The organism is Stenotrophomonas sp. SAU14A_NAIMI4_5 (assembly GCF_003086795.1).
In the GTDB taxonomy this organism is placed as follows: domain Bacteria; phylum Pseudomonadota; class Gammaproteobacteria; order Xanthomonadales; family Xanthomonadaceae; genus Stenotrophomonas.
The window spans coordinates 1806948-1833374 of sequence record NZ_CP026003.1 but is presented as its reverse complement, the minus strand read 5'-3'; the positions used below and the strand labels follow the sequence as shown (position 1 = coordinate 1833374).

The window sequence follows — 26427 nt, the reverse complement described above, 5'->3', positions numbered from 1 at the left end:
GCCGGAATTACGGGCCGGAAAACGCAGAACCCCGCCGGGTGGCGGGGTTCGGTGATTCTCATTTCGCCGGGCATGGCCCGGCGCTACCGCCGGATCAGTGCGCCGGTATTACCTGGGCGCTGCCCACCGGGTTGCGCGGGTCGCTGCCGCCGTAGAGCTTGTTGGCCTTGCGGTCCCACTCCACGGTCTGCAGGTTGCCCCACACGTGGCTGGAGCCGCGGCCACCGGCGGCGACGTCGCCCGGCAGGTCGATCTTGTGGCCCATCGCCTGCAGCTGCTTCACGGTGTCCGCGTCGAAGGCATCGCTCTCGGCCTCGATCAGGTCCGGCAGCCACTGGTGGTGGTAGCGCGGCAATGCGGCCACCTGTTGCGCGTCCAGGCCAGCGTCGTAGCCGAGGATGCCCAGCAGCACCATGGTGATGATGCGGCTGCCGCCCGGGGTGCCCAGCACCACCACCTTGTCGGCGTTCTCCATGAAGGTGGGCGTCATCGAGCTGAGCATGCGCTTGCCCGGCTTCGGTGCATTGGCCGCATAGCCCATCACGCCGAAGGCGTTGGGGGTGCCCGGCTTCAGCGCGAAGTCGTCCATCTCGTTGTTCAGCAGCACGCCGGTGCCCTTGGGAATCAGCCCCGAGCCGTACAGCAGGTTGACGGTCTGGGTGGCGCCGACGCGGTTGCCATCACGGTCGATGATCGAGAAGTGCGTGGTCTCGTCATCTTCCAGCGGGGTCGGGTTGCCCGACAGCAGGTCGCTGGGGGTGGCCTTGTCCGGGTGTATCGTGGCCCGCAGGCCCTGCGCGTAATCCTTGCTGGTCAGCACCTTCTGCGGGATCTGCACGAAGTCCGGATCGCCGAGGAAGAAGGTGCGGTCGCGGTAGGCGCGGCGCATCGCTTCCACCACCAGGTGGGTGCGGTGGGCCGCATCCATCTGCTTGATGTCCCAGCCTTCCAGGATCTGAAGCATGCTGGCCAGGGCGATGCCACCGGACGACGGCGGCGGCGCGGTGGTGATCTTCCAGCCGTTGTAGTCGAACACGATCGGCTCGCGCAGCTTGACCTGGTAGCCGGCCAGCTCGTCGGCCGTCCACTTGCCACCGGCCTGCTTCACGCCTTCCAGCAGCAGCTTGCCGGTCTGGCCCTTGTAGAAGCCATCGCGACCGCCGGCCGCCAGGCGCTCCAGGGTCTGTGCCAGCTCAGGCTGCTTGAACAGATCCCCGGTAGCGATCGGCTTGCCGTTGCGCAGGTAGACCTCGCGCGTGCCGGGGAAGCGCTCCATCACCTCGCGGCGCGAGGCGTAGCCCTTGGCCATGCGGTCATAGACCGGGAAACCTTCGCGGGCGATGCGGATGGCCGGCTGCAGCGAGGCCGACAGCGGCAGCTTGCCGTGCTTGGCCGACAGTTCCACCAGCGCGGCGGGAAGGCCGGGGATGCCGGCCGACCACGGGCCGTTGACTGAGCGGTCGCGATCCAGGTTGCCCTGTTTGTCCAGGAAGGCCTGCGGGGTCGCGGCCGCCGGGGCGGTCTCGCGCGCATCCAGCATGATGTCCTTGCCGGTGGCTGCATCGTGCAGCAGGAAGAAGCCGCCGCCGCCCAGGCCCGAGCTGATCGGCTCGACCACGGCCAGGGTGGAGGACACCGCCACCGCGGCGTCGAAGGCGTTGCCGCCCTGCGCCAGGATGTCGATGCCGGCCTGGGTGGCCAGCGCATGGCCACTGGCGATGGCCGCGCCATCAGGGCGCTCGGCACGGGCGGTGGTTTCGGCCCAGGCCAGCGGGCTCAGCACCAGGCTGAGCAGCAGCAGGGGGCGGACGATCAGCGTCTTCATTCGGATGGGGGCTCCGCGTAGAGTTCGGGGTGATCGTGCTGCAGTCGGCGCAACTTGGCCAGCAGCTGGACTTCCGTTTCCACGATCTCCGGGTCCGGATCGATGCATTCGACCGGGCAGACGACCACGCACTGTGGCTCGTCGAAGTGACCCACGCATTCGGTGCAGCGCGCAGGGTCGATCAGGTAGATGGTTTCACCCATCGAAATGGCCTGGTTCGGGCAGGCCGGCTCGCAGACGTCACAGTTGACGCAGAGCTCGTTGATTTTCAGCGACATGGCGATACTCCTCGCCCGCGCCTTGGGACAAGGACCGGCCCGCGCGGGCGCGCGGGTCGGTCAGGTCATCAGCGGCGCCCTTGCGGAGCGCCGCCCGGGCCATGCCGGAGCATGGCCGCCATGGCACGGTCTTACTTGGCTTCGACGAAAATGTACTCGGCGCCGGTCGGCTGCACGGCAGCCTGCACGCGGGCGTTGTCAGCGGACTGGCCGATGAAGACGACGCGCACGCCCTTCATGGAATCCGGCGAGACGTCCTTGAACACGGCCTGGATCATGTCAGCCATCTTGCCCGAGGCCGACGAACCGAAGGCCAGCATGTTGCCCGGCTGCACGCCGCGGGCCACGGCCTGGGTCGCGCTTTCGGTCTGGCGCTCGTACTTGGCCTGGAAGTCCGGGTCCGATTCCGGCGAGAGGTAATACAGGAACGGGCTGTTGGTGATGTTGCCCATGTTCTGGATCGCCACTTCCTGCAGGTACTTCTTCCAGCCTGCATCGTCTTCCTTGGCCGGAGCGACCAGGGCCTGCTTGGCGTCTTCGACCGGAGCGGCCTCTTCCTTCTTGCAGGCGGTGAAGGCCAGGGCAAACGAAGCGATCAGCATCGCGCGCATGGTGGTGTTCATGGGTTTCCTCCCGAGTGGTGCGTGTGGTTTACGTAATGGGGGTGCGTGGTACTACTGGCCCTGCCGCGCGGGCAGGATTTACGACTGCGCCGACTTCGCTTCGCGGACCTTGCGCAGCGCCTCGAGCACGGCGGCCGGCACGAAACCGGACACGTCGCCTCCCAGGCGGGCGATCTCGCGGACCAGCGAGGACGAAATGAAGCTGTGCTGCTCGGCCGGGGTCAGGAACAGGGTCTCGACCTCCGGGATCAGGTGGCGGTTCATGCTCGCCATCTGGAATTCGTATTCGAAGTCGGACACCGCGCGCAGGCCGCGCAGCAGCACCCCGCCCTGGACCGAACGTACGAAATGGGCCAGCAGGGTATCGAAGCCGATGACCTCGACATTGCTGTGGTGGCCCAGGGCGCCCCGGGCCAGCTGCACGCGCTGCTCCAGCGGCAGCGCCGGGCCCTTGGACGGGCTCTGCGCCACGCCGACCACGACCTTTTCGAACAACGGCGCGGCCCGGCTCACCAGGTCGATATGACCATTGGTGATGGGGTCGAACGTGCCGGGGTAGACGGCGATGCGGCGGTTGGCCACGGTCATGGGCGGTAGCAGATGTTCAGATGAGGTCAAAGTGTAGCAGTGGCGCGGCGGTACAGGGCAAAGCGCACCTCGCGGGTGCCGCCCTCGCGGTGCAGCAGCCATTCCGGCGGCAGCACGGGCACGTGGCCCGCCGGGGATTCCAGGTACAGCCAGGCATCGGCGGCGAGATGGCGCGGCAGCTGGGCGAGCACGTCCTGCCACAGGCCATCGGCGAACGGCGGGTCGATGAACACCAGCGTGGCCTGCTGGGCCGGCGCGCCCTGCAGCCAGCGCAGGGCATCGGCCTGGACGACGGTGACCTGCTCGGCCGCCTGCAGCTTGGCGACGGCGGCGGTCAGGTTGCGGCCGAGCTGGGCATCGCGCTCGACCAGGGTGGCGTGGGCGGCACCGCGCGAGACGGCTTCCAGGCCCAGCGCGCCGCTGCCGGCGAACAGGTCCAGCACGCGGGCCCCACCGAGCTTGGGCAGCAGCCAGTTGAAGAGCGTTTCGCGCACGCGGTCGCTGCTGGGCCGCAGGCCCGGCAGGGTCGGCACCGGCAAGCGGGTATTGCGCCAGCGCCCGCCGATGATGCGGACCTGGCCGTCATTGCCACCACGGCCGCTCACCGGCGCCCCCGGCGGGGGTTCTTCGAGAAATTCACCATGAGTGGGATTGTAGTTCGGCCGGGCGGCGCCCGGCACCCGCCGAATCAACGTCAAGGTCAACGTCAACTTCAAAAGCGGGCATTCCGTGGTATGGCGGGGTAGGTCCGGTTGAGGGGGACGCTGCAAGTACGTCCATGTAAGCTCGGTCGCCGCATCCATGCGGCTCACGCCCCCTCAACCGGACCCACCCCGCCTTCGACAGTTTCCTGCGATCTGTCGGAACGGCGTTCTGCTCTGGTGGGTGCCGACCGTTGGTCGGCACTGGGTTGGATATCGATGTCTGACAGACGTGTCGACCAACGGTCGACACCTACCAACAGCCGACGTGGCCAGTAGATCCACGCCATGCGTGGATGAATTCATTCGATATCTGACAGATGTGCCGACCAACGGTCGGCACCCACCACCAGCAGGTTCCAACAGCCGCGTGAACCTGTCAAAGGCGGGGCACTGTGGGTTTGCGGGGTGTGAGCCGCATGGATGCGGCGACCAAGCCCCCATGGGTGAGGGCGCTTTGCTTGCGAAGCACTGCTTCGCGAGCGCCCGAACGCACAGCCGCCAGCGGCTGGGCCGGACCCCGGAGGGGGTTCACGGCGTCCCCGCGAACCCACAGTGCCCCGCCATCCCACGGAATGCCGCTCCGGCCTTTGACTCTAAGGCTGCCGGCCAGCGGCCGGCACTACCAGCAGGTGCAGGGCGCAGCCCTGCCCGACCAACCCCTTGATTTCGGGACAATCAGCCATACCCCTTGGCCAGGCCGCACGCGCTGGCGCGGCATTGCACACGGAGCCCTATCGATGACCGAGACCACCCAGACCGAAACCCTTGGCTTCCAGACCGAGGTCAAGCAGCTGCTGCAGCTGATGATCCACTCGCTGTACTCCAACAAGGAAATCTTCCTCCGCGAGCTGGTCTCCAACGCCGCCGACGCCGCCGACAAGCTGCGCTTCGAAGCCCTGACCCAGCCTGCCCTGCTGGAAGGCGACAGCGAACTGCGCGTGCGCGTGAGCTTCGACGCCACCGCCCACACCATCACCATCGAAGACAACGGCATCGGCATGAGCCGCGCCGAAGCCATCGCCCACCTTGGCACGATCGCCAAGTCCGGCACCGGCGATTTCCTGCGCCAGCTGTCCGGCGACCAGAAGAAGGATTCGCAGCTGATCGGCCAGTTCGGCGTCGGCTTCTACAGCGCCTTCATCGTCGCCGACGAAGTGGAAGTGACCTCGCGCCGCGCCGGCCTGGCCGCCGCCGAGGGCGTGCGCTGGACCTCGCGTGGCGAAGGCGATTTCGACGTGGCCACGATCGACAAGGCCGAGCGCGGCACCCGCATCGTCCTGCACCTGAAGGATGGCGAGCACGACTTCGCCGACGGCTGGCGCCTGCGCAGCATCCTCAAGAAGTACTCCGACCACATCGGCCTGCCGATCCAGATGCCGAAGGAAGGCGAAGACGCCGCCGGCGAGTGGGAGACCGTCAACCGCGCCAGCGCGCTGTGGACCCGCCCGCGCACCGAGATCAGCGACGCCGAGTACAACGAGTTCTACAAGCACGTGGCGCACGACCACAGCGACCCGCTGGCGTGGAGCCACAACAAGGTCGAAGGCAAGCTCGAGTACACCTCGCTGCTGTACGTGCCTGGCCGCGCGCCGTTCGACCTGTACCACCGCGACGCGCCCAAGGGCCTGAAGCTGTACGTGCAGCGCGTGTTCGTGATGGACCAGGCCGAGCAGTTCCTGCCGCTGTACCTGCGCTTCATCAAGGGCGTGGTCGATTCCAACGATCTGTCGCTGAACGTCTCGCGCGAGATCCTGCAGTCCGGCCCGGTCATTGACTCGATGAAGGCGGCGCTGACCAAGCGCTCGCTGGACATGCTGGAAAAGCTGGCCGCCGACAAGCCGGAACAGTACGCCACGTTCTGGAAGGAATTCGGCCAAGTGCTGAAGGAAGGCCCGGCCGAGGACTACAACAACCGCGAGAAGGTGGCCGGCCTGCTGCGCTTCGCCTCCACCCGTGGCGAGGCCGATGCGCAGACCGTGTCGCTGGCTGATTACATCGGTCGCATGGCCGAGGGCCAGGACAAGATCTATTACCTGACCGGCGAGAGCTACAGCCAGGTGCGCAACAGCCCGCACCTGGAAGTGTTCCGCAAGAAGGGCGTGGAAGTGCTGCTGCTGACCGATCGCATCGACGAGTGGCTGATGGGCTACCTGACCGATTTCGACGGCAAGGGCTTCGTCGACATCGCCCGTGGCGACCTCGACCTGGGCGCGCTGGAAAGCGAGGCCGACAAGCAGGAACAGGAAGCCGCGGCGAAGGACAAGCAGGGCCTGGTCGAGCGCCTGAAGACGGTGCTGGGCGATGACGTGGCCGAGGTGCGCGTCTCGCACCGCCTGACCGATTCACCGGCGGTGCTGGCCATCGGCGAACAGGACCTGGGCCTGCAGATGCGCCAGATCCTGGAAGCCAGCGGGCAGAAGGTGCCGGACAGCAAGCCGGTGCTGGAGATCAACCCGGGCCACCCGCTGATCGCCAAGCTCGACGCCGAAGCCGATGGCGCGCGCTTCGACGACCTGGGCCGGGTGCTGTTCGACCAGGCCGCGCTGGCCGCCGGTGACAGCCTGAAGGATCCGGGCGCCTACGTGGCACGCCTGAACAAGCTGCTGCTGGAACTGTCGGCCTGATTGATGGGGTGGTCGCCGGGCATGGCCCGTCGCTACCGGGCGGTGACAAGCTTTTGTAGAGTCGAGCCGTGCTCGACTGCCCTACGCTTCCCGGTCCAGCAGCGAGCCCAGCATCTGGTCCTGGCGGCGGATCACCGTGGCGTTGGCGGCGAACGCCACCACTTCGGCCCTGGCCGCCAGCAGGTCGCCCAGCGGCGCCGTCGGGTCCGGATCGGCGGCGCTGACGGTGGTTTCCACCCCGCCCTGCTCCACCAGGCTGCGCTGCAACTGCAGGCGCTGCGCGTCCGGGGTGGCGAGGTTGGCCACATTGTGTGCGGCCACCTGCACGCCCTGCTGGGCCGCACGCATGCCGGACAGCGCAGTCTCCATCACGTTCATCGGTGGTCTCCGGGCCACCCTGCGCAGCCCCTCGGACCGGTTAACGGCCGCACCTGCGCAATCTTGAGTCCACATCGGGCCGACAGGCTCGAGTGGTAGCATATCCCTCTGATTTCAGCGCCTTTTGCCAATGCTCAGTTTTTTCCGCCGCAAGAAGCCCCAGGACGCCGCCACGCCGGACGCGCCCAAGACCCAGCATTACTCTGCTGACGAGCTGGCGGCGGCGTTCCCGTCCGCTGCCCCGGTCGAGGAAGCCCCGGCCGCGCCGGTCGCCACGCCGGCCAGCGTCGAGGCCGCCACGCCCGCGCCTGCGCCTGTCGTAGCGCCCGAGCCGCCGGTCGCCGCTGCGCCGCCTGCCCCGGCCCCGGAACGTGTCATCGCCCCGGAGGACTTCGAAGCCGAGGCCCTGGCTGCAGCCGCCGTGCTTGCACCGCTGGCCCCGGTCACCCCGGCCGAAGCGCCGGCCACGCCTGCCACGGACCTGCCGGTACTGGTCGATGCCGCCCCGGCCCCGGCCGGCAAGCCCGGCTGGCGAGAGCGCCTGCGCAACAGCGTCATCGCCCGCAGCTTCGGCGGCCTGTTCTCGCGCAATCCCAAGCTCGACGACGATCTGCTGGACGAGCTGGAAACCGCACTGATCACCGCCGACGTCGGCGTGGGCGCCACCACCGACCTGGTCGAGGGCCTGCGCAAGCGCATGAAGTCGCGCGAGTTCGTCGATGCCAATGCGCTGCTCGCCGCGCTGCGCAGCGAACTGATCGCGATCCTGCAGCCGGTCGCCAAGCCGCTGGTGATCGACCGCAACGCCAAGCCCTTCGTGGTGCTCACCGTCGGCGTCAACGGCGTCGGCAAGACCACCACCATCGGCAAGCTGGCCAAGCGCTTCAAGGACGAGGGCTACAGCCTGATGCTGGCCGCTGGCGATACCTTCCGCGCCGCCGCCGTGGCCCAGCTGCAGGCCTGGGGCGAGCGCAACGGCGTGGCCGTGGTCGCCCAGGGGCAGAACGCCGACGCCGCTTCGGTGGCCTACGACGCCCTGCAGGCCGGCAAGGCACGCGGCACCTCGGTGCTGATCGCCGATACCGCCGGTCGCCTGCACACCCAGTCCGGCCTGATGAACGAGCTGGGCAAGATCCGCCGCGTGCTCGGCAAGATCGACGAGACCGCGCCGCACGAAGTGCTGATGGTCATCGACGGCACCACCGGCCAGAACGCGCTCTCGCAGCTGCGCCAGTTCAATGCCGCGGTGAAGGTGACCGGCCTGGTGGTGACCAAGCTGGACGGCACCGCCAAGGGCGGCGTGGTGTTCGCCCTGGCCCGCGAGTTCGGCATTCCGATCCGCTTTGCCGGCATCGGCGAGCGCCCGGAAGACCTGCGCGTGTTCGATCCGGAAGCCTTCGTCGACGCCCTGCTGCCTGAAGCGCTGGGCGCCTGATACGCCGTGCAGCCACGCCTGGCGTGGCTCTACCGCAATCCAGTAGAGCCACCCCACGGGTGGCTGCCCTCCCCGGAACACCCATGCCCCGCCAGCCGCACGCCAGCGCCGCAACTAACCACGCAGACGGCTTCGTCGCCCACCTGCTGCACTGGTTCGACGATCACGGACGCCACGACCTGCCTTGGCAGCATCCGCGCAGTCCTTACCGGGTCTGGCTGTCGGAAATCATGCTGCAGCAGACCCAGGTGACCACGGTCATCCCGTATTTCCAGCGGTTCCTGCAGCACTTTCCGACTCTGCCCGACCTGGCCGCCGCCAGCAACGACGCGGTGATGGCGCAGTGGGCCGGACTCGGCTACTACGCCCGCGCCCGCAACCTGCACGCCGCAGCCAAGCGCTGCGTGGAGCTGCACGACGGCGCCCTGCCGCGCGATTTCGATGCCCTGCACGCGCTGCCCGGCATCGGCCGCAGCACTGCCGGCGCGATCCTCAGCCAGGCCTGGAACGACCCGTTCGCGATCCTCGATGGCAACGTCAAGCGCGTGCTCAGCCGCTATCACGGCATCGAGGGTTTCCCCGGGCTTCCCGCCATCGAGAAGCAGCTGTGGTCGCTGGCCGAAGCGCATGTAGCGCAGGTGCCGGCTGGTCGCATGGCCGATTACACCCAGGCGCAGATGGATCTGGGCGCGACCGTGTGCAGCCGTGCCAAGCCGGCCTGCGTGATCTGCCCGATGCAGGAAGACTGCGTGGCACGCCGCGAAGGCCGCACCGCCGACCTGCCCACGCCGAAACCCGGCAAGACCCTGCCCGAGCGCGAAGCCGTGGCCCTGCTGCTGCGTGACGCCCAGCAGCGCGTGCTGCTGCAGAAGCGCCCGGACACCGGCATCTGGGCGCAGCTGTGGACGTTGCCGCAGGCCGACGCCGGCAGCGACCTGCAGGACTGGTTCGACGCCCATGTCGACGGTTCGCTGGAAGATGCCGAGGAACTGCCGGTGCTGCAGCACACGTTCAGCCACTATCGGCTGCACCTGCAGGTATTGTCGCGTCAGGTGCGCGGCCTGCGCGTGGAAGAACCCGCGCTGCGCTGGGTCGCCGCTGACGAACTTCCGGCGCTGGGCCTGCCCGCGCCGATCCGCAAGCTGCTGGACGGCACGCCGGTGAAGGCGCCGAAACGCAGAGCCACCAAACCCCGCAACCACGAGTGAGTGCCATGCCCCGAACCGTCTTCTGCCAGTACGAACAACGCGATGCCGAGGGCCTGGACTTCGTGCCCTATCCCGGTGACCTGGGCCAGCGCGTGTTCAACCATATCGGCAAGCAGGCCTGGGCGGCCTGGCTGGCGCACCAGACCATGCTGATCAACGAAAACCGCCTGTCGCCGCGCAAGCCGGAGCACCGCGCGATGCTGGAAGCGGAGCTGGTCAAGTTCCTGTTCGAGAAAGACGCTGAAAAGCCGGCCGGCTTCACCCCCGAAGCCTGAGCCACGGTAGTGCCGGCCGCTGGCCGGCAACCAGGAATACCGGCAATGCCGGCCAGCGGCCGGCACTACCACGTCAGTTCGCGGGCGCTTCGCGCTCCTGCACCTGCGCCTGGCGCATGTCCTTTTCCTGCGCGCGCAGCGATTTGACGTCCAGCTTGCGGATCGTCTTGATGAAGCACGGCAGGCGCGGGCCACCGGTCGGGTCGCGTACGATCACCTTGTCGAACGGCGCGCTGACGCGGCCCATGTGGCTGGTCAGGCCGATGGCAGGCGCATACGAAAGATCCGGGCACGGCCCGGTCAGTTCCAGCAGGTAGGCTTCGCTGGGCTTGGTCCAGACTGCCAGCGCGCTGTCACCCAGCTCGGTCCAGCCGTTGAGCGTGCCCAGGAACTGCATGTCCTTCTGCGCCGGACCAGCGTGGGCGCGGTACAGCTCCAGGCGGTCGGCACTGGTCAGGCCGGTGGTGGCGCAAGCGGCCAGCGCCAGGCACAGGCCGGCGATCAGCAACGGGGTCTTCATGGCGATCTCCAGCGGGGAACTGCGCACATCATGCGCCCGGCCGTGCAACGCCGGCGCAACGGCCGGCGGCCCGATTCAGCCGCCGGTCGGCGCAGCCCTGTCGCCAACCTTGGTTGGCGCTCGGCCTGCAAAAGCAGCCGACCAAGGTCGGCATCTACCAGAGCGAAGCCAGCCCCGGAGAGCGAGGCCAGCGCCTCAGACGTCAGCGTGTGCCAATGCGTGCAGACGCCCTTCGCGCAGTTCCAGCACACGGTCCAGGCGACGCGCAAGGCTGCGGTCGTGGGTCACCAGTACCAGGCTGGTGTGGCGGGCACGGTTGAGCTCCAGCATCAGCTCGAACACGGTGGCCGCGGTGCGGTCATCCAGGTTGCCGGTCGGCTCATCGCCGAGCACGCAGGCCGGATGGTTGACCAGCGCACGCGCCACGGCGGCACGCTGGCGCTCGCCACCGGAAAGTTCGCCCGGCTTGTGGTCCAGGCGATGGCCCAGGCCGACCGCTTCCAGCAGCGCGGTCGCACGCTGGCTGGCTTCGGGCACGCCGGTACCGGCCAGCATCACCGGCATCATCACGTTTTCCAGCGCGGTGAATTCCGGCAGCAGGTGGTGGAACTGGTAGACGAAGCCCAGCGCCTGGTTGCGCAGCAGGCCACGCGCGGTGTCCGACAGGGTCGACATGCGCTGTCCGGTGACGAACACCTCACCTGCGGTCGGCACATCCAGGCCGCCCAGCAGGTGCAGCAGGGTGCTCTTGCCGGCGCCGGAGGCACCGATGATCGCCACCGTTTCGCCGGCATTGACCTTCAGGTCCAGCCCGTCGAACACCGGGGTCTGCATGCGGCCTTCGGCGTAGGTCTTGCCCAGGCCCTCGGCACGGATCACTTCATCGCCGCGGTTGACGACCTTATTCATAGCGCAGGGCCTCCGCCGGCTGGGTGCGTGCTGCCCGCCAGGCGGGATACAGGGTGGCCAGGAAACTCATCAGCAACGCGATGAGCGTGATCGCCACGATATCGCCGGTCTGCATGTCGGTCGGCAGGCCGGTGATGTAGTACACGTCCTCCGGCAGCAGCTTGACGTTGAACAGCGACTCGATGGCACCGAGGATGCGCTCGAGGTTCAAGGTCAGGGTGATGCCACCGATCAGGCCGGCAAGGGTGCCGAAGATGCCGATCAGCGAGCCCTGCACCATGAACACCTGCATCACCCCGCCCGGCGTCAGGCCCAGCGTGCGCAGGATGGCGATGTCGGCCTGCTTGTCGGTCACCAGCATCACCTGCGAGGAGACCAGGTTGAAGGCACCCATCGCGATGATCAGCGACAGCAGGATGCCCATCACCACCTTCTCCATGCGCAGCGAGTGGTAGAGGTTGGCGTTCTGCTGGGTCCAGTCACTCACCCGGTACGCGCCGCCCAGGTTCTGCGCCAGGTCCACGCCCACTTCCAGCGAGCGGTCCATGTCGTGCAGTTTCAGGCGTACGCCGGTGGCGCCGTCGGAGCGCAGCACGCGCTCGAGGTCCTTCATGTTGGCGAAGCCGACGCCACGGTCGACCTCGTTGTAGCCGGCCTCGAACAGACCGCTGACGGTAAAGCGTTTCATCCGTGGCACTGCACCGGCCGGGGTGCCCTGTACTTCGGCGAACGTCACCAGCACCTGGTCGCCCACGTCCACGCCCAGCCAGATGGCCAGCTCCTTGCCCAGCAGCAGGTTGAAGCTGCCCGGCTTGAGGCTGTCATAGCTGCCCTTGGTGATCTTCTTGTCGATCACCGACACCTTCGGCTCCAGCGCCGGGTCGATGCCCTGGATGATCGCACCCTGCACGCGCGGGCCGCTGATCATCGACTGGATCTCGATGTACGGCGCGGCGCCGGCCACGCGCGGATCCTTGTTGGCCACGTCGACCACGCGCATCCAGTCCGGCATCGGCTCGCCGTCGCGGCTGATGGTGGTATGGGCGGTCATCTGCAGCAGGCGGCTGCGGATTTCCTTCTGGAAACCGCTCATCACCGCCAGGGTGGTGATCAGCACCGTGACGCCGAGCGCGATGCCCAGGATCGATGCCATTGAAATGAAGGAGATGAAGCCGTTGCGGCGCTTGGCGCGCAGGTAGCGCAGGCCGATGGCCACGGGGATGGGTTTGAACATGCAGGCACGCCAGTCAATTCAGTCTATGGTGCCATCGTACGGGGTCGGCGTGAAACGCTGCGTGCGGACACGGCCAGTCGCAGTTCACGTCGCTGCCGGTGGGCGAGCACGTCCGGCCAGAACAGCAGGCGCCCGCGCCGGCCGTCGACACGCCAGTGCAGCAGCAGCCAGGGGCCGCGCACCACCAGCCGTGGTGCGTCGATATCGGCACCATCCAGCTGCAGCGGCGCCGGCAGCGTGGTCAGCTCAAGCCGGCGCGCGGGCCGGCGCAGTCGCCAGCCCAGCTGGGCCAGGCCCAGCAGCCAGACCGCCACCAGCACCGGCCAGTACCGGTCTTCCGGCAGGGCCGAGGCGCGCAGCAGCCAAGGCGCGGCCAGCAGTACCAGCGCCTGCGCGCCGGCCTGCAGCCGCGAGGGTCGCCACTCAAGCCTTGAGGGCGAGGATCTTCTGCATGAGGGGCACGGCGTGGGCATGCGGGCAGGCCTCGTAGCCCATGAACCAGCGCCACAACTTATCGTCCTCGCATTCGAGCAGGAACAGGAAAACCTCGCGCTCTTCGGTCGGCGCAGTGCTCCATTCGCGGTCGAGGTAGCGGCCGAACAGCTGGTCCAGCTCGCGCATGCCGCGGCGGCAGCGCCAGCGCAGCTTCTTCAGCAGGGTTTCTTCGTCCATCGTGTTTCTCCAGATACAGCAAAGCCACGCATGGCGTGGCTCTGCTGGTTGGTGCAGCTACGCTTGGCGTGGCTCTACCGGGTAACGCCAGGCCTGTATCAGGCGCGGCGTTCCATCATCAGCTTCTTGATCTCAGCGATCGCCAGCGCCGGGTTCAGGCCCTTCGGGCAGGTCCGGGCACAGTTCATGATGGTGTGGCAGCGGTACAGCTTGAACGGATCTTCCAGATCGTCCAGGCGCGCACCGGTGTCCTCATCGCGCGAGTCGATGATCCAGCGGTAGGCCTGCAGCAGGATCGCCGGGCCCAGGTAACGCTCGCCGTTCCACCAGTAGCTCGGGCAGCTGGTCGAGCAGCAGGCGCACAGGATGCACTCGTACAGGCCGTCGAGCTTCTTGCGGTCCTCCGGCGACTGCAGGCGCTCACGGTCCGGCGGTGCCGGGGTCTGGGTACGGATCCACGGCTTGATCGAGGCGTACTGCGCGTAGAAGTGGGTCAGGTCCGGAACCAGATCCTTGACCACGCTCATGTGCGGCAGCGGGTAGATCGGCACTTCCTTCTTGCCGCAGTCCGCGATGGCGCGGGTGCAGGCGAGGGTGTTGGTGCCGTCGATGTTCATCGCGCACGAACCGCAGATACCTTCGCGGCAGGAGCGACGGAAGGTCAGGGTCGGATCGATCTCGTTCTTGATCTTGATCAGCGCGTCCAGGACCATCGGGCCGCAGGCGTCCAGATCGATCTCATAGGTATCGGTGCGCGGATTGCTGTCGTCGTCCGGACTCCAGCGGTAGATCTTGAAGGTGCGCAGGTTCTTGCCGCCGCTCTTGGCGGGGAAGTGCTGGCCCTTCGTGACCTTGGAATTCTTGGGGAGTGAAAACTCGGCCATGGCTGCTCTCGTTGGCTCAGGCGGCCCGCGCCATCAAGGCGCGGATTGCATGGTAGGCGGGGGTCGCGATCAGTACACGCGCGGCTTCGGCGGCACCACGTCGACCTCGTCGGTCAGCGTGTACATGTGCACCGGACGGTAGTCGAAGCTGCACTTGCCCTTCTCGTCGACGGTGACCAGCGTGTGCTTGTGCCAGTTGACGTCGTCGCGGTCCGGGAAGTCCTCGTGCGCGTGCGCACCACGGCTTTCCTTGCGCTGTTCCGCCGAGTTGATCGTCGCCACCGCGTTCAGCAGCAGGTTGTTCAGCTCGTAGGTCTCGATCAGGTCCGAATTCCAGACCAGCGAACGGTCGCTGACCTTCACGTCCTGGAACGAATCGAACACGGTGGCCATCTTCTCGCAGCCTTCCTTCAGCGTCTGGCTGGTACGGAAGACGGCGGCGTCGGCCTGCATCGTGCGCTGCATGTTGTCGCGGATGACCGAGGTCGGCGTATCGCCATTGGCGTAACGCAGCTTGTCCAGCAGGCCCAGCGCCTTGTCGCAGGCATCGGCCGGCAGCGGCTTGTGCGCAGCGCCCGGCTTGATGGTCTCGGCGCAGCGGTTGGCCACGGCACGGCCGAACACCACCAGGTCGAGCAGCGAGTTCGAGCCCAGGCGGTTGGCGCCGTGCACCGACACGCAGGCCGCTTCGCCGATGGCGTACAGGCCCGGCACCACGGCATCGGGGTTGTCGCCATCCTTACGCACGACTTCGCCGTGGAAGTTGGTCGGGATGCCGCCCATGTTGTAGTGCACGGTCGGGATGACCGGGATCGGCTGCTTGTGCACGTCGACGCCGGCGAAGATGCGCGCGCTCTCGGCGATGCCCGGCAGCTTCTCGTCGATCACGCCCGGGCCGAGGTGGGTCAGGTCGAGCAGGATGTGGTCCTTGTGCTCGCCGACGCCGCGGCCTTCGCGGATCTCGATGGTCATCGAACGGGCCACCACGTCACGCGAGGCCAGATCCTTGTAGTGCGGTGCGTAGCGCTCCATGAAGCGCTCGCCGCTGCTGTTGCGCAGGATGCCGCCTTCACCGCGGACACCCTCGGTGATCAGGCAGCCGGCGCCGTAGATGCCGGTCGGGTGGAACTGCACGAACTCCATGTCCTGCATGGCGATGCCGGCACGCATGGCCAGGCCGCCACCGTCGCCGGTGCAGGTGTGCGCCGAGGTGGCGCTGAAGTACGCACGGCCGTAGCCGCCGGTGGCCAGCACCACGCCCTGGGCGCGGAACAGATGCAGCGTGCCGTCGGCCATGTCCAGGGCCAGCACGCCACGGCACACGCCTTCGTCATCGAAGATCAGGTCGAGTGCGAAGTACTCGATCATGAAGCGCGCGTCGTGCTTGAGCGACTGCTGGTACAGGGTGTGCAGCATGGCGTGACCGGTACGGTCGGCCGCCGCGCAGGTACGCTGCGCCGCCGGGCCTTCGCCGTACTTGGTGGTCATGCCGCCGAACGGGCGCTGGTAGATCTTGCCTTCGGCGGTGCGGCTGAACGGCACGCCGTAGTGCTCGAGCTCGATGATGGCCGGGATGGCCTCACGGCACATGTACTCGATGGCGTCCTGGTCGCCCAGCCAGTCCGAGCCCTTGATGGTGTCGTAGAAGTGGTAGCGCCAATCGTCTTCGCCCATGTTGGCGAGCGCGGCGGAAATGCCACCCTGTGCAGCGACGGTGTGCGAACGGGTCGGGAAGACCTTGGTCAGGCACACGGTCTGCAGGCCCTTGGCGGCAAGGCCGAACGTGGCGCGCAGGCCGGCGCCGCCGGCGCCCACCACGACCATGTCGTACTTGTGTTCGGTGATCTTGTAAGCGGACATCTAGTCTGGATTCCTGTCTTGGTGCCTGGGCTCAGGCAACGCCGAGGGCGATGCGGCCCACCGCAAACACACTGACGATCATGCCGAGCACGGCGACGAACTTCACCGCGGTCTGCAGCACCAGGGCCAGCAGCGATTCGTGGATGTAATCTTCCAGCACGACCTGCATGCCGAGCTGTGCGTGCCAGAACATGGTGATCAGCAGGCCGATCAGCGGCACGGCATTCCACGGCTTGGCGATGGTGGCCACGGCCGTGGCGTAATCGGCGCCGGCCATGCGCACCACGAACACCAGGAACCACAGGCCCAGCACCACCAGGGCGGCGGCGGTCAGGCGCTGGTGCACGAAGTGCTCGGTGCCGGTCTTGGCCGAACCAAGGCCGCGCACGTTCTTCAGCGGGGTACGGAACTTGCTCATGCGGCACCTCCGAACAACACGTAGGCCCAGACCAGCGCGGTGATCACCAGGCTGCCGAAGACCGAGATCCAGCTGCTGCGGACGAAGGCCGGGATGCTGAAACCAACGGCGAAGTCCTGCACAACGTGGCGGATGCCATTGCACAGGTGATAGGCGAACGACCATGTCCACGCAAACAGGAACACGCGGCCATACCAGGCCCCGGCATGGCCGGTGAAGCAGTTCCACGAATCGGGGCCCATCATCAGGGCCAGCAGGCCGGCAGCGATGATGAGGGCACCCACGGACAGAAAGACGCCAGTGGCTCGATGCAGGATCGAGGTGGCCATCTGAATCTGCCAGCGATACACCTGGAGGTGCGGGGATAGGGGGCGTTGTCTGGTCGCCATTTCGCTGGGCTCGTTGTCTCGGCTGGGCGGCACGATGCCGCGTTGGCTCAATGCTGATCAGAAATCGATGCAGCGTCCGTTTTTCTCCCAATCGCCATACCGCACCGGATCAAGTCCGCCGCGGCCGCCGAATTCCTCCTCCGCCTCTGGTTTTTCCACGGGCACGGGTGCCGCGGGAACCAGCGGGGCTTCAGTTTCGTCGTCGGGAGTGGGGGTTGTTTGGCCTATCATGTTCGGTCTCGCAACGCACAAATTTTAGACCTCGTTCACGTGCCTGACAACCTTCCCCCTGCTTTCGTCGCATATCCGCGCCTGCCCGGCCACCAGCTGCTGAGCCTGCAGGGCGCCGATGCCGCCGTTTTCGCCCACGCCCAGTTCAGCAGCGACGTGACCGCCCTGCCCCTGCAGCACTGGCAGTGGAGCGCTTGGCTGAGCGCCAAGGGCCGCACCCTGGCGGTGTTCCAGCTGCTGAAGCTCGCCGATGACCACGTGATGCTGGTGCTGGCCGATGGCGATGCAGATGCGATTGCGTCGCAACTGCAGCGCTTCGTGTTCCGCCGCAAGGTGAAGCTGCAGGTGCATGCCGATCTTGCCGTGGCGGGCGCGTTCACTGCGCCGGAAGCGGCCAGTGGCGCGGCGATTGCCGGTGGTGGCGAGGCGGGCTGGGAACTGGATCTGGGCAGTGATGCCCTGCCGCGCACCCTGCGCATCGGTCCGGTTGAAGGGTTTGCGGCTGGCAGCGAGGCCGACGAAGCCGCGTTCGCCCTGGCCTGGCGCCAGGCGGACCTGCGTTTCGGCCTGCCGCGCCTGGAAGAAAGCCAGCGCGAAGTGTGGACGCCGCAGCAGCTGGGCCTGGACCGGCTGAACGGCTACAGCGTGAAGAAGGGCTGCTACCCGGGCCAGGAAATCGTGGCCCGCACCCACTTCCTCGGCAAGGCCAAGCGCGCGGTGCAGCTGCTGCATGCCGCCGCCCCGGCGCAGGCCGGTGATGTCGTGCAGCAGGACGGCGCAGCGCTGGGCAGCATTGCCAGCGTGGCCGGCGATCTGGCCCTGGCGGTGCTGCCACTGGAAGCCAGTGATGCCGAATTGCAGGTGGGTGGCGTGGTCGCGCAGCGGGTGCCGCTGCTGGATGGCCTGGGGCGCTGAGGGCGCGCCCCGCATCCACGCGGTAGGTGCGGACCGTTGGTCCGCACGACAATCCGGTGGATGTGGACCAGGTAGGTGCGGACCGTTGGTCCGCACGCTTCTGAAGGTGCCGGCCAGCGGCCGGCACTACCCCTTACAGGCGTTCGCCGCTTTCCGCATCGAAGAAATGCAGGCCGTGCGGGTGGATCGCCACGCGGATGTCCTCGCCCACGCCCGGCAGCGACTGCGGCGCCACGCGCATGGTCAGCGCATGCTTGCCGCTGCTGAGATTGACGAAGATCTCGTTGCCGACCGGCTCGATGCCCTCGATGCGTGCGGTGAACGCATGCGTATCGTCGGCACCCGCCGGCTGCAGGTGCTCCGGACGCACGCCCACGGCAATCGACTTCTGCAGCCATGCCGGGTCGATGGTGGCCTGGCCCAGCGGCGCGCGCCATTCGCCATCGACCACGGTCACGCCGCCGGCATCGCCCTGCAGCGTGCCGCGCAGCACGTTCATCGCCGGGCTGCCGAGGAAGCCGGCCACGAACAGGTTGGCCGGACGGTCGTACAGCGCCATCGGCGTGTCGATCTGCTGGATGATGCCGTCCTTCAGCACCACGATGCGCTGGCCCAGGGTCATCGCTTCGACCTGGTCATGCGTCACGTAGATCATGGTGGTGCCCAGCTTGCGGTGCAGCTGCGCGATTTCGGTACGCACGCTGTGGCGCAGCTTGGCATCCAGGTTGGACAGCGGCTCGTCCAGCAGGAACACCGCCGGCTCGCGCACCAGTGCACGGCCCAGCGCCACGCGCTGGCGCTGGCCGCCGGACATCGCCTTGGGCAGCTTGTCCATCATTTCGGTCAGGCCCAGCGTCTGCGCCGCCTCGGCGATGCGCTTGTCGATGGTCGCCTTGTCGTGGCCGCGCAGCTTCAGGCCGAAGGCCAGGTTCTCGGCCACGGTCATGTGCGGATACAGCGCATAACTCTGGAACACCATGGCGATGTCGCGATCCTTCGGCGCCACATCGTTGACCACCCGGTCACCGATGGTCAGCGTGCCACCGCTGATCTCCTCAAGACCCGCCACCATCCGCAGCAGGGTCGACTTGCCACACCCGGACGGTCCGACCAGCACCATGAGCTCGCCATCGGCGACCTCGAAGGTGGCGTCCTTCACCGCGACCTGGCCGTTGTCGTAGACCTTGCGCACACCCTGCAACTGCACTTTTGCCATTTCAATCTATCCAGTCCGCCCGACGCCGGGCTGTCATTGGGGACTGCCTCGGCCCTCCCGATGGCAGTGATGATTGCGCAGCTGCCGCATGACGGCGACCACTGCAATCGAATACAGTTGCCCATTCTGCCATGTAAACGTTTTCACGTGGCACTATCCGAACGTCGGTGCGCGCCGATCTGCTTCGACGACCAGACGAAAGGTCATCGTCGTAGTGGTTACGAATGGAACGGTCTTCCGGCCTGCCGGAAATCCGCCCCCATCGAGCCTCGGACAGACAGTAGCGCGGATGTCCCCTGAACCCAGCCATGAAGCGATTGACAACGATGTCACCCGGATCTGAAACTCGAGCGATGCACGACACCCTCTTCCTGTTTGGTGCCACAGGCGACCTGGCCCAGCGCTATCTGTTCCCTTCGCTGCTGCGCCTGCTTGGCGACGGCCTGTTGCCGGAGGACTTCCGCATCCGTGCGCTGGCCCTGTCCGGCCATGACACCGAAGCCTTCCACGATATCCTGCGGCCGCGTCTGCAGCAGGCCATGCCGATGGCCAGCCAAGAGGACATCGCCTCCCTGCTGCGCCGCATCGACTACCGCTCGGTGGACCTGCGTGACGTCGACTCGGTCGCCGCCGCCGTCTCCGACCTGGTCGACCGCCGCTGCGTGAGCTACCTGGCCATCCCGCCGGGCCTGTACATCTCCACCTGCGAAGGCCTGGCCAAGGGCGGCGCCCTGGCAGCACCGTCGCGCCTGATGCTGGAAAAGCCGATCGGCAGCGACAGCGAGAGCGCCGAGGAGATCATCTCCACCATCGGCCAGTGGATCGACGAAGACCGCGTGTTCCGCCTGGACCACTACCTGGGCAAGGCGGCGGTGCAGAACCTGATCGCCCTGCGCTTCGGCAACACGCTGCTGGAAGCGGTGTGGAACCGCAACTACATCGAATCGGTGCACATCCTGGTGGCCGAGAGCGAAGGCGTGGACGGCCGCGACGCGTACTACGCGCGCTCCGGCGCGCTGCGCGACATGGTGCAGAGCCACATCCTGCAGCTGCTGTGCATGGTGGCGATGGAGCCGCCGGCCTCGCTGGAAGCCGACCGCATCCGCGACGAGAAGGTCAAGGTGCTGCGCGCCCTGCGCCCGCTGGACGCGAAGAACGCCGCCCGTGACAGCATCCGCGGCCGCTACACCGCTGGCAGCATCAACGGCCAGCCTGCCCAGGCCTACCAGCCGCCGGAAGGCAGCGACGTGGAAACCTTCGCCGGCGTCACCGCGCACATCGACAACTGGCGCTGGAGCGGCGTGCCGTTCCACCTGGTCACCGGCAAGCGCCTGCCCGAGCGCACCACCCGCGTGGTGGTCACGCTGAAGCCGGTCACCCACTGGCTGTTCGAGCGCCCGCAGCGTGCGCAGGCCGCGCCGAACCGCCTGGTGTTCCAGCTGCAGCCGCAGGAAAACATCGAACTGGGCCTGATGAGCAGCCTGGCCGGCCCGGAATGGGGCGCGCTGGAACTGCACCCGCTGGAACTGGAACTGTCCGTGCCGACCGGCCTGCACCGCCGCATCGCCTACGAGCGCCTGTTCCTGGACGCCTTCAACGGCAACCACACCCTGTTCGTGCGCGACGACGAAGTGCGCGCGGCCTGGGCCTGGATCGACAGCGTGGCCGATGCCTGGAAGGCCGCCAAGCTGCCGCTGGAACCCTACCCGGCCGGCCAGTGGGGCCCGGACAACGCCACCGACTTCCTGCCGCAGGGCGTGGACGCACCGGACAGCGGAGCATCGGCATGAGTGTCGGCAGCCAGCCCGTGCTGGTCGCCGACATCGGCGGCACCAACGCCCGCTTCGCCCTCGCCGACACCTCGCTGGACGCGCCCCTGCAGAAGGACAGCATCCGCGAATTCGCGGTGGCTGAGTTCCCCTCGCTGGGTGATGCCGCACGCCACTACCTGGAACAGGCCGGCGCCACTGCGCGCCGCGGCGTGTTCGCGGTGGCCGGCCGCGTGGACGGTGACGAAGCACGTATCACCAACCACCCGTGGGTGATCTCGCGCAGCCGCACCGCGGCCATGCTCGGCTTCGACGAACTGCACCTGATCAACGACTTCGCCGCACAGGCGATGGCCGTGGCCCTGCTGCAGCCGCATGACGTGATCCAGATCGGCGGCGCGCACTGGACCCCGGCCGCACCGGGCGAATCGCGCAACTACGGCGTGATCGGTCCGGGCACCGGCCTCGGTGTCGGCGGCCTGATCGTGCGCCACGGCCGCAGCTATCCGCTGGAGACCGAAGGTGGCCACGTCAGCTTCCCGCCGGGCACGCCGGAGGAGATCCGCATCCTGGAGATCCTGTCCGAGCAGTTCGGCCGCGTCTCCAACGAACGCCTGATCTGCGGCCCCGGCCTGGTCAACATCCATCGCGCCGTGTGCGAGATGGCCGGTTTCGATCCGGGCCAGCTGCAGCCGGCCGACGTCACCGCGCGTGCCGCGCTGGGTGACCCGCAGGCGATGCGCACGGTGGACGTGTTCTGCGCCGTGTTCGGTGCCATCGCAGGTGACCTGGTGCTGGTGCAGGGCGCGTGGGACGGCGTGTTCCTGACCGGTGGCCTGGTGCCGAAGATGCTCGATTCGCTGCAGCATTCCGGTTTCCGCCAGCGCTTCGAACACAAGGGCCGGTTCTCTTCCATCATGGCGCGGGTGCCGTCGCTGGCGATCATGCACCCCTGCCCCGGGCTGCTGGGCGCCGCCGCCTATGCCGCCGACGCCGAACGTGACGCTACAGGAGTTGCCGCATGAGCCCGACCTTCCACGACGACCGCATCGACTTCATCAGCCACGGCGATGCCGATGGCTGGATCGAAGCGGTGGCCGCCGAAATGGCCCAGGCGATCAACCACGACATCAACGAAGTGGGCCGCGCCCGCATCCTGCTGTCCGGTGGCACCACCCCGGCGCCGGTGTACCAGGCGCTGGCCGAGCTGGACGTGCTCTGGGACCGCGTGGAAGTGAGCCTGGCCGATGAGCGCTGGCTGTCGCCGCAGGATCGCGACAGCAATGCCTGGCTGGTGCGCGAGCATCTGCTCAAGCGTGCCGAAGGTGCCCACTTCGATCCGCTGGTGCGCATCGGCAAGCCGCTGCCCGAATGCGTGTACACCGCCAACCTGCAGGCCCAGCACAGCCAGGCGCCGAGCGTCGTGGCGCTGGGCATGGGCAACGATGGCCACACCGCCTCGCTGTTCCCGGGCTCGAAGGATCTGGCCCGCGCCCTGGAAAGCACCCTGCCCTACGCCGCACTGGATGCCACCGGCTGCCCCGGTGCCAACCAGTGGCCGCTGCGCATCACCCTGACCCCGCGTGGCCTGGGCCAGTGCCGCCAGCGCCTGCTGCTGCTGCGCGGCAAGCAGAAGCTGCAGGTCCTGCGCCAGGCGCTGGACAGCAACGATGCGCAGCAGTACCCGATCCTCAATGCAATCAACCTGGACGGCGCGCGCCTGCGCGTGCACTGGGCTGATTGACGTCGGCGGCGGCGTCCGCTGCCGCTTGCCTCTCGCCACCTTGAACGCTGGTAGCCAATGAGCCTCCATCCGCAACTGCAAGCCATCACCGATCGCGTCATCCGCCGCAGCGCCGCGTCGCGCGCCGCCTACCTGGCCGCGATCGACGCCGCCCTGCGCGATGGCCCGTTCCGCAGCCGCCTGAGCTGCGGCAACCTCGCCCACGGCTTCGCCGCCTGCGGCACGACCGACAAGAGCCGCCTGCGCGGCGGTGTGACCCCGAACCTGGGCATCATCACCGCCTACAACGACATGCTGTCGGCGCACCAGCCGTTCGAGACCTATCCGGAGCAGATCCGTGAGGTCGCCCGCGAACTCGGCGCGACCGCACAGGTGGCCGGCGCCGTGCCGGCGATGTGCGACGGCGTGACCCAGGGTCGCGGCGGCATGGAACTGTCGCTGTTCTCGCGCGACGTGATCGCGCAGGCCACGGCCATCGGCCTCAGCCACGACATGTTCGACACCACCATCCACCTCGGTGTGTGCGACAAGATCGTGCCGGGCCTGCTGATCGGCGCACTGGCCTTCGGCCACCTGCCGGCGGTGTTCGTGCCGGCCGGCCCGATGACCCCGGGCATTCCGAACAAGCAGAAGGCCGAAGTGCGCGAGCGCTACGCCGCCGGCGAAGCCACCCGCGAGGAACTGCTGGAAGCCGAGTCCGCCTCGTACCACGGCGTCGGCACCTGCACCTTCTACGGCACCGCCAATTCCAACCAGGTGCTGCTGGAAGCGATGGGCGTGCAGCTGCCGGGCGCGTCGTTCGTCAACCCGGATACGCCGCTGCGCGACGCGCTGACCCGCGAAGCCACCGAGCGTGCGCTGGACATCACCGCGCTGGGCGACGATTTCCGTCCGCTGGGCCGCATCATCGACGAGCGCGCGATCCTCAACGCGGTCATCGCGCTGATGGCCACCGGCGGTTCGACCAACCACACGATCCACTGGATCGCCGTGGCCCGCGCCGCCGGCATCGTGCTGACCTGGGACGACTTCGACGAGCTGTCGCAGCTGGTTCCGTTGCTGGCTCGCGTCTATCCGAACGGCGAGGCCGACGTGAACCGCTTCGCCGCGGCCGGTGGCCCGGCGTTCGTATTCGGCGAGCTGATCAAGGCCGGCCTGATGCACGGCGACATCGTCAGCGTGGCCCGTGGCGGCATGGCCGACTACGCCCGCGAGCCGCAGCTGCGCGACGGCAAGCTGGTGTACCTGCCGGGCCTGGAACGCAGCGCCGATGAAGAAGTGGTGCGCAGCGTCGACAACCCGTTCGAAAGCCAGGGTGGCCTGCGCCTGCTGCGCGGCAACCTGGGCAAGTCGCTGATCAAGCTGTCGGCGGTGAAGCCGCAGTACCGCACGATCGAGGCACCGGCCGTGGTGGTCGATGCGCCGCAGGTGCTGAACAAGCTGCACGCCGGTGGCCTGCTGCCCGAGCATTTCGTGGCGGTGGTGCGTTACCAGGGCCCGCGTGCGAACGGCATGCCGGAACTGCATTCGCTGGCGCCGCTGCTGGGCCTGCTGCAGAACCAGGGCCGGCGCGTGGCGCTGGTCACCGACGGTCGCCTGTCCGGTGCCTCGGGCAAGATCCCGGCGGCGATCCACGTGACGCCGGAAGCGGCGCGCGGTGGCCCGCTGGCCAAGGTGCGCGAGGGCGACATGATCCGCCTGGACGGTGAAGCCGGCACGCTGGAAGTGCTGGTGGATGCGGCCGAGTGGGCGGCGCGTTCGCTGGCGCCGAACACGGCACCGGCAGCGCATGACCTGGGCCGCAATCTGTTCGCGATCAACCGTCGCGTGGTGGGTCCGGCGGACCAGGGTGCGATTTCGATTTCGTGCGGGCCGGCGGCGGCGGATGGTGGGCCGTGGGATTACGATTCGGAGTATGAGCTGGGGCACGATGCTGCGGCTGCGGCGGCGCCGCATGAGGCAAAAGACGCCTGAAGCGAAAAGCCGCGGCAGGCTTCCCGGCTTGGGCAGTAGAGCGCCCTGGCCGGGACACGCCGTAAACCCATCCATGGGGGCTCGGTCGCGGCATCCATGCCGCTCACGGTCCCGGCCAGGGCGCTCTACTGCCCTTGGACAATTCCCGGCGCGTCATTTGCGCTGCGGCCACTGAATCAAGAAGAGCAAAGGCAAGGGCAAAAGCATGGGTATCGAACAACATCAGGTGAAGGCGGCGGAACTGCTGCGTGCGGCGGGCATTCTGCCGGTGGTGACGATTCATACGCTGGACCAGGCGCGTGCGGTGAGTGCGGCGCTGCTGGAAGGTGGGCTGCCGGCCATCGAGCTGACGCTGCGTACGCCGGTGGCGATGGAAGCGCTGGCGATGCTCAAGCGTGAGCTGCCCGACGTGGTGGTGGGTGCGGGTACGGTGCTGACCGTGGAGCAGATGCAGCAGTCGATCGATGCGGGCGCGGATTTCCTGGTGACGCCGGGTACGCCGCCGGTGCTGGCCGATGCGCTGGCGGCGGCGCCGCTGCCGGTGGTGCCGGGTGCGGCCACGCCGACCGAGCTGCTGTCGCTCTACGCGCGCGGCTTCCGCGTGTGCAAGCTGTTCCCGGCGACGGCCGTGGGTGGCCTGGCGATGATCAAGGGCCTGGCTGGCCCGGTTGCCGACCTGAAGCTGTGCCCGACAGGTGGCATCACCGAAAACACCGCCGCCGAGTACCTGGAGCAGAAGAACGTGGTCTGCATCGGTGGCTCGTGGATGGTGCCGGGCAACTGGATCGCCGACGGCGAGTGGGACAAGGTGCGCGCCAGCGCCGCCGACGCCGCGAAGATCATCAAGCGCGTCCGCGGCCACTGAGCCCAGCAGAGGTGTAGAGCCGAGCCCACGCTCGGCTCCGCATCACCAGGGGTCAGATCCCTTTCCGCAGGAAAGGGCTCTGACCCCAGATGTACGGCCGACGCGTTTACAGCGGCCGTGCCGGATCCACCAGCCCGTACTGGCTGGCCATGCGCGCCAGCGCGATGTTGTCGCTGATCCCCATCTTCTCGAACAACCGCGCCTTGTGCGTGTTCACCGTCTTCGCGCTCAGGCTCAGGCGCCGCGCGATGTCTTCCTGGCGCAGGCCCTGGGTCAGCAGCAGCGCCACTTCCAGCTCGCGCGGCGACAGCGTATCGAACGGCGAGGCATTGCCTTCCACCGTGGACAGCGCCAGGTTCTGCGCGATGCTGGTGCCCAGGTAACGGCGCCCGGCCGCCACGTCACGCACCGCACGCAGCAGCTCCTGCGCATCGCAGCCCTTGCCGATGTAGCCGGCGGCACCCGCCTCCAGCAGTCGCTTCGGCAGCGGGCCGTCTTCCAGCACGGAGACGATCACCACGCGCGTGGCGCGGTGGCCACGGACGATGCGCTCGGTCACTTCCATGCCACTGACACCCGGCAGGTGCAGGTCGCACAGCACCACGTCCGGCAGCAGCTGGCGGATCTCGCGCAGGCCGTCTTCGCCGGTCTCCGCTTCGCCCACCACCTCGATGTCGGTTTCACCCGACAAGATCATCTTCATACCGGTGCGGACCAGCGCGTGGTCGTCCACCAGGTAGACTCGAATCGTCATTCACGTACCTCTTCGAATGCGGCCATTGCGGGCCACGCTAGGCAGGGCATCCGGGCACCGCAAGCACGATGACTGCGCAAAAACGGCAATCTGCCTTGCGCATCACATTCTTCGCACATCGATGTTGCCCCCTGT

28 protein-coding genes are annotated in these 26427 nt (G+C 67.7%); 10 read left to right on the top strand and 18 right to left on the bottom strand.

Translation table 11 applies throughout. The features are described 5' to 3' along the window. Positions 1–94 precede the first annotated feature (94 nt). The 5 genes from ggt to rsmD form a co-directional block, all read right to left on the bottom strand. Complete coding sequence (ggt, locus tag C1925_RS08735; RefSeq protein WP_108768535.1) at positions 95–1825, bottom strand: gamma-glutamyltransferase; 1731 nt, start codon at positions 1823–1825, stop codon at positions 95–97. Next, positions 1822–2103: a YfhL family 4Fe-4S dicluster ferredoxin gene (locus C1925_RS08730; RefSeq protein ID WP_079221516.1), complete on the bottom strand. Its 282-nt coding sequence runs from the start codon at positions 2101–2103 to the stop codon at positions 1822–1824. Before C1925_RS08730 ends, ggt begins: the two co-directional genes overlap by 4 nt. A 131-nt stretch (positions 2104–2234) precedes the next feature. After that, entirely contained in the window at positions 2235–2726 is a 492-nt protein-coding gene (locus tag C1925_RS08725) for a hypothetical protein (protein ID WP_108768534.1), read from the bottom strand. 78 nt (positions 2727–2804) lie between these two features. Then, the gene (coaD, locus tag C1925_RS08720; RefSeq protein ID WP_008267036.1) at positions 2805–3314 is read right to left on the bottom strand and encodes a pantetheine-phosphate adenylyltransferase; all 510 of its coding nucleotides are present in this window, start codon (positions 3312–3314) and stop codon (positions 2805–2807) included. A 26-nt stretch (positions 3315–3340) separates the two neighbouring features. Beyond that, positions 3341–3919, bottom strand: coding sequence for a 16S rRNA (guanine(966)-N(2))-methyltransferase RsmD (gene rsmD / locus C1925_RS08715; RefSeq protein WP_108768533.1), 579 nt, complete (start codon positions 3917–3919; stop codon positions 3341–3343). Between the two features lie 836 nt (positions 3920–4755). Here rsmD and htpG point away from each other — a divergent pair. Next, positions 4756–6642, top strand: a complete 1887-nt coding sequence (gene htpG, locus C1925_RS08710; RefSeq protein WP_108768532.1) for a molecular chaperone HtpG — start codon at positions 4756–4758, stop codon at positions 6640–6642. Positions 6643–6723: 81 nt separating this feature from the next. Here htpG and C1925_RS08705 read toward each other — a convergent pair whose 3' ends face one another. After that, positions 6724–7020, bottom strand: coding sequence for a flagellar basal body protein (locus C1925_RS08705; RefSeq protein WP_108768531.1), 297 nt, complete (start codon positions 7018–7020; stop codon positions 6724–6726). Between the two features lie 130 nt (positions 7021–7150). On the opposite strand from C1925_RS08705, the gene ftsY reads away from it, so the two are divergent. The 3 genes from ftsY (at position 7151) to C1925_RS08690 (ending at position 9938) form a co-directional block, all read left to right on the top strand. Then, the gene (gene ftsY / locus C1925_RS08700; RefSeq protein ID WP_108768530.1) at positions 7151–8455 is read left to right on the top strand and encodes a signal recognition particle-docking protein FtsY; all 1305 of its coding nucleotides are present in this window, start codon (positions 7151–7153) and stop codon (positions 8453–8455) included. Positions 8456–8538: 83 nt separating this feature from the next. Beyond that, the gene (gene mutY, locus C1925_RS08695; protein WP_108768529.1) at positions 8539–9663 is read left to right on the top strand and encodes an A/G-specific adenine glycosylase; all 1125 of its coding nucleotides are present in this window, start codon (positions 8539–8541) and stop codon (positions 9661–9663) included. 5 nt (positions 9664–9668) lie between these two features. Beyond that, positions 9669–9938 (top strand): oxidative damage protection protein, encoded by a 270-nt coding sequence (locus C1925_RS08690; RefSeq protein WP_108768528.1) that lies wholly within the window; start codon positions 9669–9671, stop codon positions 9936–9938. Positions 9939–10011: 73 nt separating this feature from the next. Here the strand turns inward: C1925_RS08690 and C1925_RS08685 are convergent, their stop codons facing one another. From C1925_RS08685 to C1925_RS08640, 10 genes are all read right to left on the bottom strand, one after another. After that, the gene (locus tag C1925_RS08685) at positions 10012–10458 is read right to left on the bottom strand and encodes a DUF6491 family protein (protein ID WP_108770654.1); all 447 of its coding nucleotides are present in this window, start codon (positions 10456–10458) and stop codon (positions 10012–10014) included. Between the two features lie 195 nt (positions 10459–10653). After that, positions 10654–11367, bottom strand: coding sequence for a lipoprotein-releasing ABC transporter ATP-binding protein LolD (gene lolD / locus C1925_RS08680; protein WP_108768527.1), 714 nt, complete (start codon positions 11365–11367; stop codon positions 10654–10656). Then, positions 11360–12601, bottom strand: a complete 1242-nt coding sequence (locus tag C1925_RS08675; RefSeq protein ID WP_108768526.1) for a lipoprotein-releasing ABC transporter permease subunit — start codon at positions 12599–12601, stop codon at positions 11360–11362. Before C1925_RS08675 ends, lolD begins: the two co-directional genes overlap by 8 nt. Positions 12602–12624: 23 nt before the next feature. After that, the gene (locus C1925_RS08670) at positions 12625–13074 is read right to left on the bottom strand and encodes a hypothetical protein (RefSeq protein WP_108768525.1); all 450 of its coding nucleotides are present in this window, start codon (positions 13072–13074) and stop codon (positions 12625–12627) included. Then, positions 13025–13273 carry a succinate dehydrogenase assembly factor 2 gene (locus C1925_RS08665; protein ID WP_108768524.1) on the bottom strand — a complete coding sequence of 83 codons (249 nt, stop codon included), beginning with the start codon at positions 13271–13273 and terminating at the stop codon, positions 13025–13027. Before C1925_RS08665 ends, C1925_RS08670 begins: the two co-directional genes overlap by 50 nt. A gap of 98 nt (positions 13274–13371) precedes the next feature. Beyond that, positions 13372–14157 (bottom strand): succinate dehydrogenase iron-sulfur subunit, encoded by a 786-nt coding sequence (locus C1925_RS08660; protein WP_079221505.1) that lies wholly within the window; start codon positions 14155–14157, stop codon positions 13372–13374. A 69-nt stretch (positions 14158–14226) separates the two neighbouring features. Further along, the gene (gene sdhA / locus C1925_RS08655) at positions 14227–16017 is read right to left on the bottom strand and encodes a succinate dehydrogenase flavoprotein subunit (protein WP_108768523.1); all 1791 of its coding nucleotides are present in this window, start codon (positions 16015–16017) and stop codon (positions 14227–14229) included. A 31-nt stretch (positions 16018–16048) separates the two neighbouring features. Then, positions 16049–16435 carry a succinate dehydrogenase, hydrophobic membrane anchor protein gene (gene sdhD, locus C1925_RS08650; protein WP_079221503.1) on the bottom strand — a complete coding sequence of 129 codons (387 nt, stop codon included), beginning with the start codon at positions 16433–16435 and terminating at the stop codon, positions 16049–16051. Then, entirely contained in the window at positions 16432–16824 is a 393-nt protein-coding gene (sdhC, locus tag C1925_RS08645) for a succinate dehydrogenase, cytochrome b556 subunit (RefSeq protein WP_079221502.1), read from the bottom strand. The genes sdhD and sdhC overlap by 4 nt, the downstream gene beginning before the upstream one ends. A gap of 57 nt (positions 16825–16881) precedes the next feature. Further along, positions 16882–17055, bottom strand: a complete 174-nt coding sequence (locus tag C1925_RS08640) for a DUF1674 domain-containing protein (protein ID WP_079221501.1) — start codon at positions 17053–17055, stop codon at positions 16882–16884. A 39-nt stretch (positions 17056–17094) separates the two neighbouring features. On the opposite strand from C1925_RS08640, the gene C1925_RS08635 reads away from it, so the two are divergent. Then, positions 17095–17970, top strand: coding sequence for a folate-binding protein YgfZ (locus C1925_RS08635; RefSeq protein ID WP_108768522.1), 876 nt, complete (start codon positions 17095–17097; stop codon positions 17968–17970). Between the two features lie 133 nt (positions 17971–18103). Here the strand turns inward: C1925_RS08635 and ugpC are convergent, their stop codons facing one another. Next, positions 18104–19186 carry a sn-glycerol-3-phosphate ABC transporter ATP-binding protein UgpC gene (gene ugpC / locus C1925_RS08630; protein ID WP_108768521.1) on the bottom strand — a complete coding sequence of 361 codons (1083 nt, stop codon included), beginning with the start codon at positions 19184–19186 and terminating at the stop codon, positions 18104–18106. Between the two features lie 353 nt (positions 19187–19539). On the opposite strand from ugpC, the gene zwf reads away from it, so the two are divergent. From zwf to eda, 5 genes are all read left to right on the top strand, one after another. After that, positions 19540–20976, top strand: coding sequence for a glucose-6-phosphate dehydrogenase (gene zwf, locus C1925_RS08625; protein WP_108768520.1), 1437 nt, complete (start codon positions 19540–19542; stop codon positions 20974–20976). Then, positions 20973–21980: a glucokinase gene (gene glk / locus C1925_RS08620; RefSeq protein WP_108768519.1), complete on the top strand. Its 1008-nt coding sequence runs from the start codon at positions 20973–20975 to the stop codon at positions 21978–21980. Before zwf ends, glk begins: the two co-directional genes overlap by 4 nt. Next, positions 21977–22699, top strand: coding sequence for a 6-phosphogluconolactonase (gene pgl / locus C1925_RS08615; protein ID WP_108768518.1), 723 nt, complete (start codon positions 21977–21979; stop codon positions 22697–22699). The genes glk and pgl overlap by 4 nt, the downstream gene beginning before the upstream one ends. 57 nt (positions 22700–22756) lie before the next feature. Beyond that, the gene (gene edd / locus C1925_RS08610; protein ID WP_108768517.1) at positions 22757–24673 is read left to right on the top strand and encodes a phosphogluconate dehydratase; all 1917 of its coding nucleotides are present in this window, start codon (positions 22757–22759) and stop codon (positions 24671–24673) included. Between the two features lie 205 nt (positions 24674–24878). Continuing rightward, positions 24879–25538, top strand: coding sequence for a bifunctional 4-hydroxy-2-oxoglutarate aldolase/2-dehydro-3-deoxy-phosphogluconate aldolase (gene eda / locus C1925_RS08605; RefSeq protein WP_108768516.1), 660 nt, complete (start codon positions 24879–24881; stop codon positions 25536–25538). Between the two features lie 106 nt (positions 25539–25644). On the opposite strand, the gene C1925_RS08600 is transcribed toward eda, so the two are convergent. Then, positions 25645–26292: a response regulator gene (locus C1925_RS08600; protein ID WP_108768515.1), complete on the bottom strand. Its 648-nt coding sequence runs from the start codon at positions 26290–26292 to the stop codon at positions 25645–25647. Between the last annotated feature and the right edge of the window lie 135 nt (positions 26293–26427).